General features: G+C 65.0%; 14 protein-coding genes. 5 read left to right on the top strand and 9 right to left on the bottom strand.

Translation table 11 applies throughout. From position 1 onward, the window contains the following. Positions 1-965 precede the first annotated feature (965 nt). A complete protein-coding gene (locus N6C22_RS18390) occupies positions 966-2,654 on the top strand; it encodes a thiamine pyrophosphate-binding protein (RefSeq protein ID WP_261652653.1) in 1,689 nt (562 codons plus the stop codon). Between the two features lie 72 nt (positions 2,655-2,726). Beyond that, positions 2,727-3,701, top strand: coding sequence for an NAD(P)-dependent oxidoreductase (locus N6C22_RS18385; protein ID WP_261652652.1), 975 nt, complete (start codon positions 2,727-2,729; stop codon positions 3,699-3,701). Positions 3,702-3,741: 40 nt separating this feature from the next. Here the strand turns inward: N6C22_RS18385 and N6C22_RS18380 are convergent, their stop codons facing one another. The 4 genes from N6C22_RS18380 to N6C22_RS18365 form a co-directional block, all read right to left on the bottom strand. Next, positions 3,742-4,341, bottom strand: coding sequence for an HD domain-containing protein (locus tag N6C22_RS18380; RefSeq protein ID WP_261653161.1), 600 nt, complete (start codon positions 4,339-4,341; stop codon positions 3,742-3,744). A 1-nt stretch (position 4,342) separates the two neighbouring features. Continuing rightward, positions 4,343-5,077, bottom strand: coding sequence for an EthD domain-containing protein (locus N6C22_RS18375; protein WP_261652651.1), 735 nt, complete (start codon positions 5,075-5,077; stop codon positions 4,343-4,345). A gap of 123 nt (positions 5,078-5,200) precedes the next feature. After that, positions 5,201-5,986 (bottom strand): IclR family transcriptional regulator, encoded by a 786-nt coding sequence (locus N6C22_RS18370; protein WP_261652650.1) that lies wholly within the window; start codon positions 5,984-5,986, stop codon positions 5,201-5,203. A gap of 81 nt (positions 5,987-6,067) precedes the next feature. After that, positions 6,068-6,331, bottom strand: a complete 264-nt coding sequence (locus tag N6C22_RS18365; RefSeq protein WP_261652649.1) for an ArsR family transcriptional regulator — start codon at positions 6,329-6,331, stop codon at positions 6,068-6,070. Positions 6,332-7,153: 822 nt separating this feature from the next. On the opposite strand from N6C22_RS18365, the gene N6C22_RS18360 reads away from it, so the two are divergent. After that, positions 7,154-7,603 carry a universal stress protein gene (locus tag N6C22_RS18360; protein WP_261652648.1) on the top strand — a complete coding sequence of 150 codons (450 nt, stop codon included), beginning with the start codon at positions 7,154-7,156 and terminating at the stop codon, positions 7,601-7,603. A gap of 100 nt (positions 7,604-7,703) precedes the next feature. Here N6C22_RS18360 and N6C22_RS18355 read toward each other — a convergent pair whose 3' ends face one another. From N6C22_RS18355 to N6C22_RS18340, 4 genes are all read right to left on the bottom strand, one after another. Then, positions 7,704-8,732: a lysylphosphatidylglycerol synthase transmembrane domain-containing protein gene (locus tag N6C22_RS18355; protein WP_261652647.1), complete on the bottom strand. Its 1,029-nt coding sequence runs from the start codon at positions 8,730-8,732 to the stop codon at positions 7,704-7,706. A gap of 89 nt (positions 8,733-8,821) precedes the next feature. Next, the gene (locus N6C22_RS18350) at positions 8,822-10,150 is read right to left on the bottom strand and encodes a sodium:calcium antiporter (RefSeq protein WP_369684457.1); all 1,329 of its coding nucleotides are present in this window, start codon (positions 10,148-10,150) and stop codon (positions 8,822-8,824) included. A gap of 240 nt (positions 10,151-10,390) precedes the next feature. Then, positions 10,391-10,576, bottom strand: coding sequence for an HVO_2922 family protein (locus N6C22_RS18345; RefSeq protein ID WP_261652646.1), 186 nt, complete (start codon positions 10,574-10,576; stop codon positions 10,391-10,393). Between the two features lie 79 nt (positions 10,577-10,655). After that, entirely contained in the window at positions 10,656-11,120 is a 465-nt protein-coding gene (locus N6C22_RS18340; protein WP_261652645.1) for a nucleoside deaminase, read from the bottom strand. A gap of 113 nt (positions 11,121-11,233) precedes the next feature. On the opposite strand from N6C22_RS18340, the gene N6C22_RS18335 reads away from it, so the two are divergent. Then, positions 11,234-12,736: an NADH-ubiquinone oxidoreductase-F iron-sulfur binding region domain-containing protein gene (locus N6C22_RS18335; protein ID WP_261652644.1), complete on the top strand. Its 1,503-nt coding sequence runs from the start codon at positions 11,234-11,236 to the stop codon at positions 12,734-12,736. Beyond that, complete coding sequence (gene fdhF / locus N6C22_RS18330; RefSeq protein WP_261652643.1) at positions 12,733-16,059, top strand: formate dehydrogenase subunit alpha; 3,327 nt, start codon at positions 12,733-12,735, stop codon at positions 16,057-16,059. The genes N6C22_RS18335 and fdhF overlap by 4 nt, the downstream gene beginning before the upstream one ends. 17 nt (positions 16,060-16,076) lie before the next feature. Here fdhF and N6C22_RS18325 read toward each other — a convergent pair whose 3' ends face one another. Further along, positions 16,077-17,684, bottom strand: coding sequence for a lipopolysaccharide biosynthesis protein (locus N6C22_RS18325; protein ID WP_261652642.1), 1,608 nt, complete (start codon positions 17,682-17,684; stop codon positions 16,077-16,079). Positions 17,685-18,158 lie beyond the last annotated feature (474 nt).

Here is an 18,158-nt window from a genome sequence, read left to right as displayed (position 1 = left end):
TCAGTCTCTGGGAGGGTGCGTTTTCACGGCGACATCAAGAGGGCACCGGACGGAAAATAACCATCATTAAAATTATAAGATTGTAATAAATATTCAGACATATTCGACAGCATGAGCTGGCCTGTGTAGTCGACCGAAACTATCTCAAAAGTCCGGTAATCTAACGTTCCACCACAATATTTGGAACAGAGACAGTAAGGGGCTGATTTCTGGACGGAAGTCGAGTAGGTCGTAGCTGTACCTATAGATAGTACAATAGTACATTTTTACAACGATAGACAAGGCCTTTCCCAATTAATATCGAATCTAACAAAATGAATGCCTAATTCTAGCAAATGTATTTAATCAATTCTCCGGGATTGTCTCGGTCTGGGATCCCCCGCCGCAAGTTGGGGACACTATAATGACATTTCAATAAATCTTTTAGTGTTCATTTTATGTTATTTTACCTCTTCGACACGGGCACACGCTAACCACCGACTTGATGGACGTCACCCGGATTGCGCCGCGCCGGTAGTCCCGCAACTGCCAGGTCCAAACACGAGCCGAAGGGTCGACTTCCACCAGCAGTCGTCCGTCTCCCTGTCGAACAGCAGAAAAACGCCCAACGACCCGGTTGCTGGCTGCCTATCGAGGAGTCTATCCACACAATATCCGAACTACTTGGATGGTCTCGGGAGGCGAGCACGAGAACCTCAGTTAGTCGCCAACAGAGTTCGATTTCAGCAAAGGTGACCCCCGACGATAGACGCCTGCAGAAGGGCGTAGCCCTCGAGTGCTCGCTGGATTATCGGTGCATCCATGCTCCGACAATCGGTATGGCTTGGAAGCACCGGTAGAACAAAGACGCCTGCGACGAAAGTCGATTGTACTACCGCGCATACGTCCAGGGGTGTGTTCGCCGCGACAGACGCGGCTCTGTATAGCAGCCCTGCCCCGTATGTCGGCATCGAGGACACCTACACATGACTACCGTAAGCACCCAGATCGTTCGCACCCTGGAAGACCTGGACGTGGAGTACCTGTTCGGCTACCCTGGTGGCCGCGCCATCGAACTGCTGGAAGAACTCGCCCACTCGGACATCGAAGTCGTTCGCCCGCGCGACGAGCGCGAGGCGAGCGTGATGGCAGAGATGTACGGCCGCTACCACCAGCAACCGGGCGTCCTCACTGGACAGGGCCCGTGGATCGGCAGCCTCGGTGCAATCGGCCAGATGGAAGCCCGCCTGGGCTCCTCGCCCATGGTCGCCATCACCGAGGCCTCCGAGCGCGGCGACTACTCAACGCTCGCGCCGTACCAGCAGGCCCGCGGGGACTACGGCGGGTTCTCCCTGCCGAAGATTCTCGACGGCATCACCAAGGAGTGGTGGTTCCCGCGCACCGCGAACGAGACGCTGCGCAGCCTCCAGCTCTCGTTCAAGCACGCGACCGCCGGGCGTCCCGGGCCGACCGCGGTCATCCTCGACGGCGATGCCGTCACCAGCGAGGTTCCGGAGGGTGACGTACCGCCCGTCTGGTCGCCGGATCGGCAGACGAAGAACTGGGAGTCCGGCCCGACCGACGCCGACGTGGCGGCCGCCGCCGACGCGCTCGCGAATGCAGACCGGCCCGTCATCATCGCCGGCAATGGGGTCCACGTCTCGCAGTGTTACGACGAACTCCAGGCCGTCGCGGAGTCCTACGACGCGGTCGTCGCCACCTCCTACCTCGGCAAGTCCACGATTCCGGAGACCCACGAGCGCGCCGCCGGCGTCATCGGCTCCTTCGGGCACGAGGGCGCGAATCAGGTCGTCTCCGAGGCCGACACGCTGCTCGTGGTCGGCTGTCGTATGAACCCGATGGACACCAATTGGCAGGCGGAATCGTTCATCCGGCCCGACGAGCAGACCATCATCCACGCCGACATCGACACCCGCAACGCTGGCTGGGTGTACCCGGCAGACGTCGGCCTCATCGGTGACGCCGGGCACTCGCTGGCCGCGCTGGTGACGGCCGGCGCGGGAGAGAACGGCTGGGCACTCGACCGTGCCGCCGAGGCCCGCGAGGACTTCCACGTCCCCGAGTGCGACTCGGACCAGTCGCCCATCCTGCCCCAGCGTGCAGTGCAGGCGATTTCCGACGTCGTCGACGAGGATACCATCGTCACGGCAGATTCAGGGAACAACCGCTTCTGGCTCCTGAACTACCTGCAGACGCCTGCGGTCCGTACCTACTTCGGGTCGGGTGGCGTCGGCGGGATGGGCTGGGCGACCCCGGCAGCCGTCTCGGCAGCCATCACGACCGACAAGGACGTGGTCGCCGTGGCAGGCGACGGCGGGTTCACCATGACGATGACCTCGGTCGAGACCGCGGTCGAGTACGGTGTCGCGCCGACCTTCGTCGTCCTCAACGACACGAGCCTCGGGATGGTCCGCCAGATGGACGACTCCATCCCGGGCGTGGAGTTCCACGACACCGACTTCGCCACGGTCGTCGAGGGCTTCGGTGCCGAGGGGATTCGCGTGACCGACCCCGACGACCTCGACGACCGGCTCGCCGAGGCGAAGGCTTCGGACGTCCCGACCGTCCTCGACGTGCGCATCGACCGCGAGCCCGACATGGTCGAGACGCTGCAGTCCTCGTTCTACGCCGAGGTCGGCGGCCTCCACGAGTAGGACGAGAGGCGGTAACTGCAGGAACCGCAGGCAGCACAACGCTTTTGACGAATTCCCGCGTGTATCGAACAGATGGCAGAAACCGAGACGGTACTCGTTACCGGTGGCACCGGCTTCATCGGCTCCTACGTCGCCAAGTCGTTCGTCGAACACGGTCACGACGTGGTCGCCTACGACCTTTCGACCGACGACCGCATCCTGGCGAAGCTCGACATCGCGGACGACGTCGAGATCCGCCGCGGTGACGTGACCGACCCGACCGACGTGGTGAACGCGGTCGCCGAGACCGGCGCGACCCGCATCGTCCACCTCGCTGCATTGCTCACGAACACGGCCGAGTCCAACCCGCGCGCCGCACTGAAGGTGAACGTGGAAGGGACGAGCAACATCTTCGAGGCCGCCCGAACGCTCGACGACCAGGTCGAACGCGTGGCCTGGGCGTCCTCTGCCGCGGTGTACGCCCCGCCGACGAACTACGACGATGGCGGCGACTGGTGGGTCACCGAGGACGACCTCGTCTACCCCGACACGCTCTACGGCGCGACCAAGGAGTACAACGAGCACCAGGCCCGCGTCTACAACGAGGAGTACGGTGTCGACCACGTCGCTATCCGCCCGACCGTCGCCTACGGCCCCTACCGCGAGACCGGCGGAAGCGCGTTCCTCGCGAACATCATCGAGAAGCCCGCCCTGGGTGAATCCTTCTCGGTGGAGTACGGCGACCAGGAGATCGACTGGCAGCACGTCGAAGACATCGCGCAGGCGTTCCGCCTCGCCGCGTTCACCCCCGAGGAAGACCTCAGTCAACGCATCTACAACGTCCGTGGGGAACTCGCGTCCATCCGCGAGGCCGCCGAGACCGTCGAGGACATCATCCCCGACGCGGACATCACGGTCTCCGACGAGGGTGAACTCCCGTGGACCCAGCGCCTCGACATGACCGCGTTCGAAGAGGACACCGGGTACGAGGTGCAGTACGACCTCGAATCCGGCTTCCGCAAGTACATCGACGTGCTGCGCGAAGAGGCCGGCCTCGACCCGCTCTGAAACGTTCGAGAAGGACGGTTTTACGGTTCGGTTCTGCGGCTCAGTTCTGCGTCTGGCTGTACTCGGCCACCCACTCTTTCAGGGTGATGCCCATGGCGGACTGGGTGATGGCGTTCGAGGACGCCGAGTTCGCGCTCTTGACCAGCTCGGCTTCCATGGTGCGGGTCGGGACTTCCCCGAGGAAGTGCGGGATGGCCCGCTGGACCGAGAGCGGGACACCGACCTCGTGGGCGAGGGCGTATCCCGAAATCGAGTGCGGAATCTCCTCGCTGGCGTAATGCTCGCGGTCAGGCTCGTCGAGCAGTTCGGCATCGACGAAGTCCACGTACTCGTAGCACTTCCCCACGTCGTGGAGCAGACACGCCGCCACGATGACGTCGAGGTCTGGGTCGGCCCCGTGGAACTCGCGCTGGATCTCGGCGGACTCGATGGCGATCTTCGTCACGCCTCGCACGTGTTCCACGTTCGTGACCTCGTGGATGTTCCATGCGTAGGGGATGTCCTCGATGTGCTGCCAGCCGCCGCGTTCGAGCCCGAGCACCCATGCCTCGACGACCTGCTCGCGCAACTCGTCGTCCTCGATACTGTCGAGTTCCGGGTAGGCCTCCCTGACCTGTGTCTCGTAGTTCGGGTCGGTCATCTCAGTAGCCATCGCGGTCGCCGACCTCGTTCTTCCAGACCTTCTCCTCCCCGATGAAGCGTGGGCGCTCCGAGACGGCGAGGAAGTTGTTCACGTCCTCACGGGCGGCTGCGGCGACCTCTCGGGTGGGGTCGTAGTCTCGCGAGCCCTCGCTCCCGAGAGCCTCGTGGAGGTCGTCCAGCGTCTCGAAGTACAGTTCTGCGACGCCGTCGAACTCGGCGTTCTCCGGGTCCGTCGGGTACACCGTCTGGTACCGCACCACGCCTTCGATATCCTTGGCCAGCGGCGAGTGATTGTTCTCCCAGTAGTCGCGGAACTCCTCGTGGGTCATCCCATCCTTTCGGACGAGGAACGCCGAGTGCTTGTAAAGGCCCTCGGTGTCGCCGTCCACCTCGTCCTTCCAGACCTTCTCCTCCCCGATGAAGCGCGGGCGCTCGTCGACGGCGAGGAAGTTGTTCACGTCCTCGCGAGCTTTCGCGGCGACCTCACGGGAGGGGTCGTAATCCCGCGAGCCCTCGCTCCCGAGTGCCTCGTGAAGGTCGTCCAGCGTCTCGAAGTAGAGCTCCGCCAGTCCATCGAACTCGGCGTTCTCCGGGTCCGTCGGGTAGACGGTCTGATACCGCACCACGCCCTCGATGTCCTTGGCCAGTGGCGAGTGGTTGTTCTGCCAGTAGTCGACGAACTCCTCGTGCGAGAGGTCGTCCTGTCGGACGAGCAGCGCTACGTGCTTGTACATACACGCTGTTCATCGACCACCGCAGACATAAATCATCGGAAACTCTCAAAATGGCGGTTGGGCCAGTCTCGACCGACGCGCCAGAAACGCAGTGGTCGGGTTTGCTGCCGGTACCCGCGCTCCTCACGTGGAGTCCGAGTACCGCAGGCTGATGTGTATCTCGTCGAGCGCCGCCAGAAGCTTGTCCGGCAGCTCGTCTTCGAGGAGCGAGTCCTTGACCCGGTTCGCGGGGCCCGAGATACTGATCGCGCCGATCGGATACCCATCCTCGTCACGGATCGGTGCCCCGATGGCGTTGAGCCCCGTGATGGACTCGCCGATGTTGAACGCGTAGCCCCGCTCCCTGATATCGGCGAGTTCCTCGCGCAGTTCGTCGGGCGACGTGATGGTGTTCTCCGTCGTCTCGTCGAGTCCCCGGCGTTCGATGATGGCGTCGAGTTCGTCGTCGGGAAGGTACGCGAGAATCGACTTGCCCGCCGCCAACTGGTGAAGGTAGCGACGCTGGCCGACCTTCGCCGAGGTCTCCAGCGGGTTCTCGCCGTGTGCTTTGTAGAGGTGGACGCTGAAATCGCCCTCCTTCGCGATGAGCCAGACCTTCTCACCGGTCTCCTCGGCGAGCCGGTCGACGTACTTCCGACCCACGTCGAAGAACTCGACGTGTTCGCGTGACCGATGGCCGAAGTCGAGAAACCGCAGCCCCAGCGAGAACGTCCCGTCGCTCTCGTCGCGCACCACGAGGTCGTTCGCCTCGAGGGTCAACAGATGTCGGTGGATGGTGCTGCGCGCGATGTCGAGGGTCTCGGTCAGGTCGGCCAGCGTCTGCCGGGGCTGGGCCTTGAGCGATTCGAGGATACGGATAGAGGATTCGGTCGTCGTGACCGTTCGATTCAGCCGGTCGTCCTGTGCCATACCCGGGTAGACGGCGGGTGGTGATTTAGTTCTTGGCGGAACCCGGCGTGCGTGACTGTACTCGTTCCCCCAGCCAGAGACTTACTCCAGTTCGAGCGAGTAGAGTCGCTTTCGTGCGTCACGGAAGCAGTGGCGGGACTCGAGGTGGCCGTCCTGTTCGAGTGTGTTGACCGCGTACCGGACCGTCCTGACCGGCAGGAGCGTCTCATCGACGAGCCGTTGCTGGCTCATCTCGCCGTTGACGTCGAGTACCTTCGCCACGAACTTGACGCTCGGTGGATACTCGGCGAGTGCCTCTGCAGCCCGTTCCCAGGCCTCCGTCGTCCGCTGTGCGTTACAAGCCATCGCTGCTATCGGAAGCTACTCGACAATTACTAATAATCGTTGTGGTCAAACAGAATATCGCCACTCGACAGCTCTGTCGACCGTCCGGGGCATATCGGCCTTGTTGTCCCGATTACTTGGATTGCAGACTGTTTGTCTGACCACGACTGTTTCGTTCCACTTCGTCCGAAACGAAGGTGAAAACCGGTTATCTGTCTGGCCAGATCCGCGTTCGGGTATCGCCGACCCGTCGTGTCGCGGTCTTCTGTCGGAGAGTCCTCGAGGGCACCTGTTCTGCGCCGAATCATCGGATTTCGTGCTGTAGTACTGGAACGGAACGAATCGCGGTTCAGGCGTTCTGACTCGCTTCAGAAGAGAATCCGAATCTCTCGGATAGGGGTGCGGCGCGGACTCGGCGAGACGTGTTGGATGGCGCGGTCGGTGGCGTCAGTGTGTTACATAGCTATCTGCGTAACAGGACCGTTTCCTCGCCATGGGCGATACTGTCGCTCATGGAGAAAGAGGAACCACAGATAGACTGGAAGAGAGTCCACACGTTTCACCACCAGACAGAATATAAACTAATTTTAGATTTTCGTAATAGGGTTATTTAGAAAATAGCTGGTTCAAAACCGCTCTAAAACCGATATGGTTCTGTTTTCCATAATGAGTCGTTACTCAAAACTACGTAAAAGTTTATTTTTCCGGCCCGGCGCCGTTCCGGTTCCACGACCATTCGACACACGGGACACGACTCACCTCGGAGAGAGATACGGGCGACATTTCGGGGATACCGACGGGAATCAGGCCTCGGCTTAAATCCGCTGTCGGCGAAGTTCCTGTATGAGATTCCTCGTTGCCATGGACGGCTCCGACGCGGCGGAGAACGCACTCACCTACGCGGCAGAGATCGGTACCGCGATGGACGGGGCAATCACGGTCGTACACGCCGTGAACCCTGCTGTCTACGACACGGGTGGAAACGAACCCATCTCGACGCTGTCGGACGCAAACCGGCGGCTCATCATCGAGCGAATCGAGGCCGCAGAAGACCGCGGGCAACAGTACCTCGACAGGGCGACCAGCCTGGCCGAGGAACTCGGTGCAAGCGTCGAGACGGAGCTGGTCTACGGCGATCCGGTCGAAGCGATAACCGACTTCGCAGAGACCGCGAACTACGACGCGATATTCGTCGGCCACCGGGGACGTTCCGGGCGAACCGACCTGATGCTTGGAAGCGTCGCGAAGCAGATCGTGGAACGGGCGACGGTTCCGGTCACCGTCGTCCGCTGAATCTGCACAGTCATTTCGTGTGGGGCACCCAGAGAGTGCAGCAGTCCGCTCTCGCGGCCCCTATCCTCTTTCGCCCATGTCCTTTGCACCCCGTGAGTCCTCAGTCTGGCATCCCCTCGCCGTCGATACCGATGACCGCGGTCGCTGCGGCCCCGATACTCGTCGTCAGCATGTAGCCACCGACGCTATGGATGGTAACGGCCGCCGCGATCGTCGGCGCGGCGACCCCGGTGAACAGCGTGACCAGGGTGATGCTGATCGCCTCGATACCACCGAGGCCACCCGGTGTCGGGAACGCGCTGCCGAGTGCACTCAGGGGGACGACGAACAGCGCGACCGCCACCGGGATGGGAGCGTCGAGCGCGAGGAAGGCCACCCAGAGGCCCACGGCCTGGAAGGTCCACCCGAGAGCGGAGAACGCTATCGCGGCAGTCAGCCGTCGGCGGTCACCGGCGACACGCCGGACAGCCGCGACGAACCCGTGGATTCGAGCCCTGATAGCGTCGGCTTCGGGCGTCGGAACGCCGGGAATGCGACTGGTGACGAAGCGAACGGCGCTGGCGATTGCGTTGCTCAGACGTGCTCCCTGGGTCCGGACGAGTTGCCAGACGAGGACGACACCGAGGACACCCATCCCGAGGGCCGCTACCACCCCCTTGCCCCCAGGGAGGTCGAACGGAATCGGCACCGACGAGAGGTAGTAGCTGCCACCGAGAAGCGCGAGCGTGAGCGACGGGATGACGTTGATGGCGTCGAAGCTCGCGACGGCCGCGAGGCTGACCTCGTACTCCGTCCCGGTGCGCCTGGTGACGAACCAGGCCGTCACCGGTTCGCCACCGGCCTGCCCGAAGGGCGTGACGTGATTCGCGAAGGCACCGGCGGCGTTGATGACGACGGCGGTCGGCAGCGACGCGCCAGCGTCGACGGCGCTGAGGACCTGCCAGAAGACGACCCCCCACGAGAGGTTCCAGAGAAGTATCGCCCCGGCGACCATCGCGAGGAGACCCGGGTCGGCACGCTGGGCGGCGGCGAACACCGCCCGGGCGTCGAGGAACCAGAACATGACCGCGAACACGAGCCCCGCGGCGAGGAAGCCGACTATCGTTCCCCGGTAGCGTCTCCACTTCACGGCTTCGATGGCGTGGTCCGGCCCGATGAACCCAACGGAATCTCGGCCGTGCCTCACCGGTCCAGCGACCGTCAGCGGTCAGTGAGCGGTCAGTCTGCGCTCTGGGGTTGTACCTCCGGAGAGACTGCCCCCGAAACCGTCTCGCGGGCCTCCATCAGGAGCTGCACGAACGCGTCCCGCCGGGAGACGAACAGCAGCGTCGAGAGGACGATGTAAAGGCCCGTGAACGCAAGCAGCAGTTCGTAGCTCGTCACCGGGAGGGCGACGAGGTCCCGGATGATGAGGTACTCGGCCGCCACCTGGCTGACGAACAGGACGAACAGTGCGACGGCCTCACGGATGGAGAACTCAAAGTTCACGATGAGCGAGAGCGCGAACAACGACTGCGCCGCGGTCAGCCAGATCTCGGCGGACTGCTTCTGGTCGAACATGAGCGCCCCGTACTCACCCAGGGCGACCGAGTGGACGATCGCGAGCGTCCCGATGAGGAGCGTCCACTGGTTCAACTTCGAGGAGACGAGTGCGTTGAACCCAGCCGTCGACCGTGCCTTCATCACGAGGACGGCGACGACGACCAGCTCCGGGGACTCCGAGGCGAGCGGTGCGATCCACTGAATCATGAAGAACGACGGGATGCCCATCGAGGTCCCGAGCCCCTCGAGCCCGTGTGCGAACGGCTCGACCGCGGTGAAGATTATCAGCCCGGAGAAGGCGAAGAGGCCGATGACGGTGAGAGCCCGGAACGGGTTCGGAATCTGCTGGAGTGCGGCGGGCACCCCGACGTGCTCCTCGTCACCATCGTCGGCGTCCCCGCGAAGGATGACCGCGAGGTACAGCACGTAGAGCCCGACGAGCATCACCACGTCGAGGATGTCGATACCGCCGCCGAGCGGGACCGCGAACGCCCAGACGGTCGCAGCGAGCAAGAACGCGACCTCGACCGTGATGTCGCGGTCGATGGTCACCACGTCCGCGAGGAAGCCATCGCGCTTCTCGACCGCGACGTCGGTGGCAGCGCCGGCTCGCAGTATCGTGAACAGCGCGATACCGGCCCAGCCGACCCCGATGAGGATGCGGTTCGCGCCGGTCATGTTTGCGACCGCGAGGTTCCCCGCCTCGATGCCCCGCTCGGTCCCGGCGAACTGCCCGGCGTTCCACGCGTACAGCGCGTCGACCGCGTACTCGGGAGCGACCGCGAGCACCGCGAGGACGGCGATAGCGAACGCCCGAGGGACGTCCTTCTCGGCGGTCTCGGCACCCCAGGTGAGGAGGAAGGACGCACCGAGGATGCCGATACCGCTGATTCCTACCGTCGCGAGCGTCGACAGTCCGTGCATCGCGCCGAACGCCCAGCCACCGAGCCACGGCAGTGTCAACGCGGTCGCCACGACGAGCGCGAACAGTACTTTCCAGTTCAGGTGAGAAGACGCCCTGTCAGAACCCTGCATTTGTTCATCTGGACCGACGAGGGTGTGTCTGAAAAACCACAAGATATGCCCGAAACAGCCGGTTCTGGCAGTTTCAGGCGTTCTCCCACGAGAAACCTCGGTTCAGCAGTGATTGTCGGATTCAGCACTTAGAAGCAATATCTGGCCCGAATACGGCTGTTTCGGCGACATCGAGCCTCGTTCGCCATGGAGTCGCTGTGACCGATCGATTCACTCCTCTCGAATCTCGGCCTCCGGCACGCTCCGCTTGACGCTCTCGATGCCGCGTTTCGCACCCTGCTTGGAGGAGTAGCCTTCGCCGCTGTCGGCGATGATGTTCCCGTTGGTCGCGACGAGTCGCCAGCGCCACTCCGACGCGCTGTCCCGGTACAGTTCGAAGACTGGTTTCGCAGGCATGCCTTCGCCTACACCTGTCGGAAAGTTAGCTGTTCCGCCGGCGGCACCGCCCACCAGCACTGGCGGGAGATCGGTCCGGTCACCAGTCGAACTCGTCGTGGAGTTTCCGCCCCTCCTCGTTCAGGACCGGGCCGACGACCTCGGTGACGCCGTCGAGCACATCGGCCGACCGGACCGCTGGGGCATCGGCGGTGTACTCCGCGAGGTCCTCGCTGCTGACGCTGTAGACGACGCGGCCGAACCCGGCGTACGCCATCCCACCAGAGCACATCGGGCAAGGCTCCGTGCTCGTATACATGACCGTCTCGGCTCGCTCCGCCAGGGAGAGTTCGCGACAGGCACGCTGGGCGAGGTGCAGTTCGGGGTGTCGCCGGATGTCGTCTTCCGTGAGCACCCGGTTCGACACACGCATCACGACCTCGTCGTCGCGAACGAGGACCGACCCGAACGGGCGGTCCCCGCGCTCGACCGCGTCCCTGGCCAATCCGAGAGCCGCCTCCATGTGCGCCTCGTGGTCGAAGTCGTCGAAGCTCGAAGTGGGCATGTCTGGGCAGACCCGGAGCGATGGCATCAATCTAGGGAATCGCCCCCCGGGAGGGCCGGTATTTTTCACCCACTGGTCCAATCTGTTAACAGATGACACACAGCCCGGGCGTTATGGGGGAGTCCACAGCCCTCCGTATCGCTGCCAGTCTCACGGACAGCCAGCGGTCGGCACTGCTCGACGCTGCGAGCGAGACCGCCCAGTCCGTCCCGGTGGTGGGGACCGGCCCGACCGGAATCGAGGGAATCGAACCACTCGTGCTGGCGACCCTCGACGGGCGAACCGCAGTCTTCACAGCCGGGACGGGCCCGGTCGTTCGCGAGGCAGTTTCCCTGCTCGACGAGGGGACACTCCCGGTCGACGGCAGCGACTTCGTCGTCGACCATGACGAGACGCCGGAGACGCTCCCTCTCCCGGCGGACGGACCCCTCGCCGTCGGCCGGCGCGAGCTACTCGGCCCGTGCGGGTGGGTCGACCCTGTTGCACCCCAGGATTGCGAGTTCGTCTCGACCAGCCAGGATGCCAGCGACGTCCTTGACATCGGGCTCCTCGGCCGTGGCCGTGGTGACGCGACTTCGGACGCGCCGGTGGCTGCCGCGTGGGAACAGGCACGGGAAGCCGACGGTGACCCGGTCGTCGTCGTCAACGCGCACGAGGTCGACCATCGCCCACGAGCCGACCGGACACTGCTCGAAAGTACGCCACTCGCGGTCCTCGACGGGGCAGTCGCCGTTGCCAGGTACGTCGACGCCAGCGACCTGGTCGTCTACCTCGCCGAGGGGGACGAACACCTCCGGACCCGGCTGCACGAGGCGCTCGGTGCCAGCGCCGATGACCTGCCCATCGTGCCGGAGGTCGTCGTCGGCCCGGACGAGTACCGGGCCGGCGCGCCGACGACCGCACTCGAGGCGATGGAGGGCGCAAACCGCCTCGAACCGCGGCTTCAGCCGCCCCCTCCCTCGGAGTACGGACTCCACGGGCGACCGACCGTGATACACACACCGCGGACTGTCGCACAGGTCCGTCGTGCCCTGCTCGAGCCGACCGCGTTCGACCCGGACGCCGCCGACCCTGGGTCGCGGCTGGTGACGGTGTGTGGCGACGTGGCCGCGCCCGCGACCGTCGAACTCCCGCCGGGCGGGAGTCTCGAGACGCTTCGCGACGCCGTCGAACCGACCGCAGGGTTCGGATTCGCCTGCGTCGGCGGAGTGCTCGGTGGGTTCACCAGGGACCTCTCCGTCGCCCCTACGTCACAGGCACTCGCGTCCGCCTCGCTCGGCACCGACGGCGTCGTCGAGTTCCTGGCCGAAGCAACCTGCGTCGTCGCAACGGCCGGCGACAGGGCGCGGTTCGCGGCCGAGGAGAACAGCGGTCGGTGTGTGCCGGGCCGGGAGGGAACGACCCAGCTCACCGACCTGCTTCGCGGGGTGTACGACGGGCGCTTCGACCCGGAGACGATCCGCGAGCTCGGGCGCGTGATGCGTCGGTCCGCGAACTGCCAGATCGGCCGACAGGCACCCCGGCCCGCGACCACCGCGATGGACGAGTTCGGCGCGGCGTTCCGGGCCCACGCCGAGGGCCGCTGTCCAGCTGGAAGCTGTACCTTCAGACAATGAGTACGCACGATTCACCCGACGACGACCCAGTCCCCCGCGTCCCCGACGTGGCGAATCCCGGGCACGAGACGCCCGTGACGGAGACGTTCGACACCGGTACCGCGAACGACCCACCCGTCGGGACGCCGGGCGAGGAGCCGACGACGCTCACGGTCGACGGCGAGACGGTGACGGTCCCAGCCGGGTCGACCATTATCGACGCACTGGAGCGCGTGGACGACGACACCGTGACCGTCTCCGGCGGCTGTGGTGGCCTCGACGACGGTGGGACCGGACTGGCCACCGATTCAGACGTGGCGGCCCTGTGTTACTACGACCGGGACGGCGACGCCAGCGACGAAATCGGTCCCCGGAGCGAGTGCCGGACCTGCATGGTCGAGACGAGAGAACACGGGCTGGTGCCGTCGTGTTCGTTCCCGGCCGAGGACGGACTGACCGTCTCGGTCGACGCCCCCGATGCCGCCGAAGCCCGGTCGGTCAACCTCGACCTCGTCCTCTCGAACCACAACCTGCGGTGCACGACCTGCAACGGGAACGGGCGCTGTGAACTCCAGGAGACCGCCATCGAACAGGACGTGGACCACCCGCGCTACGGCGTCTTCGACGAACGCGACCAGTACGAACCCATCGATGACACCTCCTCGTTCATCCAGATAGACCGCAACAAGTGCATCCTCTGCAACCGCTGTGTCGACGCCTGTAACGACGTGCAGGTCGAGGGCGTGCTCCGGATGGAGGGCAGTGGGTCGGACACCCACATCGGCTTCCAGAGCGACGCCGAGACGATGGCCGACTCGGAGTGCGTCTCCTGTGGCCACTGTGCGACCGTCTGCCCGACGGGGTCGCTCACCGAGAAGGGCATCGGCTCCGCCACCGCGCTTCCGATTCCGGGGTTCAACCAGCGGACGTCGGTCGGTCGGGTCCTCGAACACGAGGACGTCGAGACGTTAGACGAGACGACGGCTCCGAACCGGTCGTTCCGGCGCGCTGACGACGACACCAGTGACCAGGGGCCGGAAACGCGCGGACTGGCCGGGCGCGTTCAGAAGGCGCGAACCCAGGCACAGGGCCTCATCTCGGCGGCTGCCGAGCGGGCACTCCAGGCCGGGGAGCACACCGCCGAGACGGTCGCTTCGGAACTCGTGCCCGAGGGGATGCTGTTCGACGTCTCCAGGCGCCTGAGCGACGTACGAAAGCGCAGCATCGACACCGCAGAGACCACCTGCGGATTCTGTTCCGTCGGCTGTCGGTTCGAGATGCTCGGCAAGGACGACGAGGTCCTCGGCGTCGACCCGGTCACGGAGCCCACGAACGCCCCTGCGAACGATTTCTCGACCTGTGTGAAGGGGAAGTTCGGCCACGAGTTCGCCAACAGCAAGAAGCGACTCACGCAACCCTTGCGCCGGACCGACGAGGGCGAACTCGAACCGGTGTCGTGGGACGAGGCGCTGGATTACGTCGCCGAGCGTCTGTCGGACATCCAGCGCGAACACGGCGTCGACACCGTGTCCTGTCTCGCCTCCTCGAAGGGGAGCAACGAGGAAGCGTACCTCGTCCAGAAGTTCGCTCGGCAGGTGCTGGGCACCAAGAACATCGACAACTGCGCCCGGCTCTGTCACGCCTCGACGGTCGCGGCGCTCCAGCAGACCGTCGGCTTCGGCGCGATGAGCAACCGCATCAACGAGGACGTGGGCGAGGCGGACGCCTACCTCCTGACGGGGTCGAATACGACCGAATCCCATCCGGTGCTGGCGACGCGAATCAAACAGAACGTCCGCGACGGAGCCGACCTCGTGGTGTTCGACCCGCGGAAGATCGGTATCGCCGAGCACGCCGACCAGTTCACCCGCGTCAGGCCCGGCTACGACACGGCGTGGATCAACGGTCTCATCCGCTACATCGTCGAACACGACCTGCACGACACCGAGTTCATCGAGCGCAACACCCGGAACTTCGAGGCGGTCGTCGAGAAGGTCGAGCCCTTCACCCCCGAGAAGGTCGAGGAACTGACCGAGGTGCCACCGGCGGACCTCGCCAGCGCGGCCGAGACGCTGGCGGCCGCCGACACCGTCGTCTTCGGCTGGGCGATGGGGATGACCCAGTCCAGCCACGGCACCCAGAACGTCATCGCATTGGCCGACCTCGCACTGGCGCTCGGGCAGGTCGGCAAGCGGGGTGCCGGGCTCTCACCGTTCCGCGGGCAGAACAACGTCCAGGGTGGCGGTGGCGACATGGGCACGCTCCCGAACTGCCTGCCGGGGTACCAGGACCTCGCGGACCCGGCCGTGCTCGACACGTTCGAAGACTCGTGGGGCGAGCGCCCGCCGGACGAACCGGGCCTGAAAGTCCCGCAGATGTTCGACGAGGTCCACGAGGGCAACCTCCGTGGGATGTACGTCGTCGGCGAGAACCCCGCGCTCTCCGAACCGGACATCCAGCACGCCGCCGAGGCGCTGGATGAGCTCGAGTTCCTCGTCGTGCAGGACATCTTCCTCACCGAGACCGCGGAGTACGCCGACGTCATCCTCCCGGCCGCGACGTCGCCGGAGAAGCACGGGACGTTCACCAACACCGAGCGCCGCATCCAGCGGGTTCGGCCCGTGTCCGAGCCGCCGGGGAAGGCCCGCCAGGACTGGGAGATAACGCAGGCGCTGGCGAGGCGGCTCGGGTACGACTGGGACTACGACCATCCGCGTGAGGTGATGGCCGAGATCAACGGCCTCGTCCCTATCTACGGCGGCGTCACCTACGAGCGTCTCGAGGAGGGCGACCAGCACGGCTTGCAGTGGCCGTGCTGGGACGAGGACCACCCCGGCACCCCGTACCTCTACGACTACGAGGACGGCGAGTTCAATTTCGACGACGGCAAGGCACGCTTCGTCCCCGCTGACGTCCAGCGGCCCGGTGAGGAGACGGACGAGGAGTTCCCGCTCACGCTCACCACGGGGCGGGTGCTGTACCACTGGCACACCGGCCAGCTGACCCGCCGCGTTGAGGGGCTCATGAGCCACGTCGGCGAGAGCTTCGTCGAGGTTCACCCCGACACCGCGGCCGAACTCGGTATCGCGGACGAGGAGTACGTCCGGGTGGAGTCGAGGCGTGGCGACATCGTCGTCAAGGTGCAGGTCACCGACCGGGTCGGTCCGGGTACGCTGTTCATCCCGATGCACTTCGCTGCCGGGGCAGTCAACAAGCTCACCCAGGAGTCCTTCGACCCACAGGCAGGCATCCCCGAGTACAAGGTGTCGAGCGTCCGCGTCGAACCGCTCGGCCCGGAGACGGACGAAGCGGTGCTTCGGACGCCGGACGCCGGGAAACGGTAGCGACCAACCTCGGTCACTTACCAGCCGCGAATCCGGTACCGCTCCGCCAACGTCCCCGCGAGCCGCCGTTCGACCGGCGTGAATCCCAGTCGCCCGAGGACGAGTCCGTACACCGCGAGGCCGAGGACGGTGCCGAGGACCGGCCCTGTCCAGCCAGGGAGCGTCGCCCCGGCGACGACTGCCACGGCGACGAACGGGACCGCCGCGACGAGCGGTTTCGCGTGCAGTTTCGTGAACGGCTGCAGGCCTTCGAGCCGATACAGCACCGCGACTTCGAGCCCGTTGTTGATGGTCAGCATCAGGAAGTAGCTCGCGACGAGGCCCTCCAGCCCGTACGCACTCGTGAGCGGAATCGCTGTGACCGTCAGGAACGCGGTTATAAACACGTTAACCGCCAGCAGGGCTCGCTGGTTGTCCGTCATCGCGAGCAGGATACCCACGCTCCCGGCCGCACAGGCCCCGAACTGCGCGAGGACGAACCACGGGAGGAGCGGCGCGTACTGGACGTACGTCGGCCCGAACAGCGCGAGGACGGACTCGCGGTAGACGATGACGGGGACCGAGAGCCCGGTCACCGCCACCAGGACCAGCCGGCTCGTGACGTGGTACAGCCGCGAGAGCGACTCGCGGTGGCCCTCTTCGTTCAGGGCGGCAGCAACCGGCGGGATGAACTGGTTGATGCCCATCAGGGGCAGCCGGACGAGCGACCCGAGGAGGACACCGATGGCGAAGACGCCCCCCGCGACGTTCGAGAGGAAGACCACGATGAGTGGATAGAACCCGAGCCGCTGGATGGTCGTCGCGATGCCACCCACGAACAGGGGCAGCGTGTACGAGAGATACCGTCGCCAGAGCACCTCCTCGCCGGGGCTTCGGAGTCTGAACCGGAGTCCGCGTTCCGCGACCAGCCAGGCCGCGGCCGCGGTTCCCGTGAACGCCATCACGCCGACGACGCCGACCGCGACGGCTGCGAGGTCGTCGAAGACAAAAACCCCAGCCACCGCCACCAGAAGCTGTCCGACCGGGAAGCCGATTCGGAGCGTGAGGTTGAGCGGGACGACCTCCTCCAGCCCCCGGAGCGCCTCACCGACGGTGAACAGCCAGACCGACGCCGGGAGGCCAAGCGCGAACAGTCGCAGGAGACCCCGGAAGTCGGCCCCCCTGCCAGTCAGGTCCGCAATCGTCGGGGCTGTGGCGTACAGGACCACCCCGAACACCGACGCGACTGCGAACAGCAGAACGCTCGCGAACGTGACGAGAGCGTCGCGTTCCTCGGGGGAATCCGCGTTCGGGAGGAAACGGCTCAGCCCGCTCCGGAACCCCAGCGCGACGTGCAACAGGAACCGCTGGAGGCGTCTCGCGAGCGCGAACAACCCGTAGGCGTTCGCCGAGAACCCGTTCGTGAGAACCGCGGTGAACGCGACCGAGAGACCGCGTTCGAGCAGGATACTCGGGATGGAGACCGTCGCGCCGTGCGCGACCCGCTCCAGCGCGTCCGCGAGCCGGGCCTCGACCGGTTCGTCGGCGTCCGGAGCATCCCCGGCAGCAGCGCTCTCGGAACTGTCGCTGGCTGTCTCATCCCTTCCGGAATCAGCTGCAATCGACTGGTCAGCTGCCGGAGCCACGAGTAGTGCTCACCACGCAGGCGCTGAGACTCTGATGATGCTAAAGCCCGTGGATTTCCGGTCGTCGTGAGCCGCGGTCGAAGAATAGACAGTCGATGTCGTGCCGACGCTTCCACGAGGTATCCGGCGAACTGGCCACCCCCCAGTAGCAGCACGCCGAGTGCGAGTGGACACTGTCGATCTCTCGTTCGTCTCGGCCCCCCAGCCGAGTCAGTTCGACGATGCTGACCGTGTCCGGACCCCCCTCTACCGCCTTCTTGCCGTCCTCTCTCCCCCCAACAGGTTCTCGCCCTCCCCCACATCATCCGTAGGATCTATTCCGGCTTAGCTACCGAGGCGAAGTACTTCTAGCGCCTGTGGTATCCATGCGAGTGCGACCATACAGACCCCGATTCTCCCGTGGGCGAATCGCCGAGACGGTGCGCGTCGCCACTGACGGTTCGTATCATCGGTACAATAATTACACTCGGCTGC

The sequence above is a fragment of the Haloarchaeobius sp. HME9146 genome (assembly GCF_025399835.1).
In the GTDB taxonomy this organism is placed as follows: Archaea; Halobacteriota; Halobacteria; order Halobacteriales; family Natrialbaceae; genus Haloarchaeobius.
Note: the sequence above shows the minus strand (reverse complement) of the source record. Positions and strands in the feature narration are given on the sequence as shown.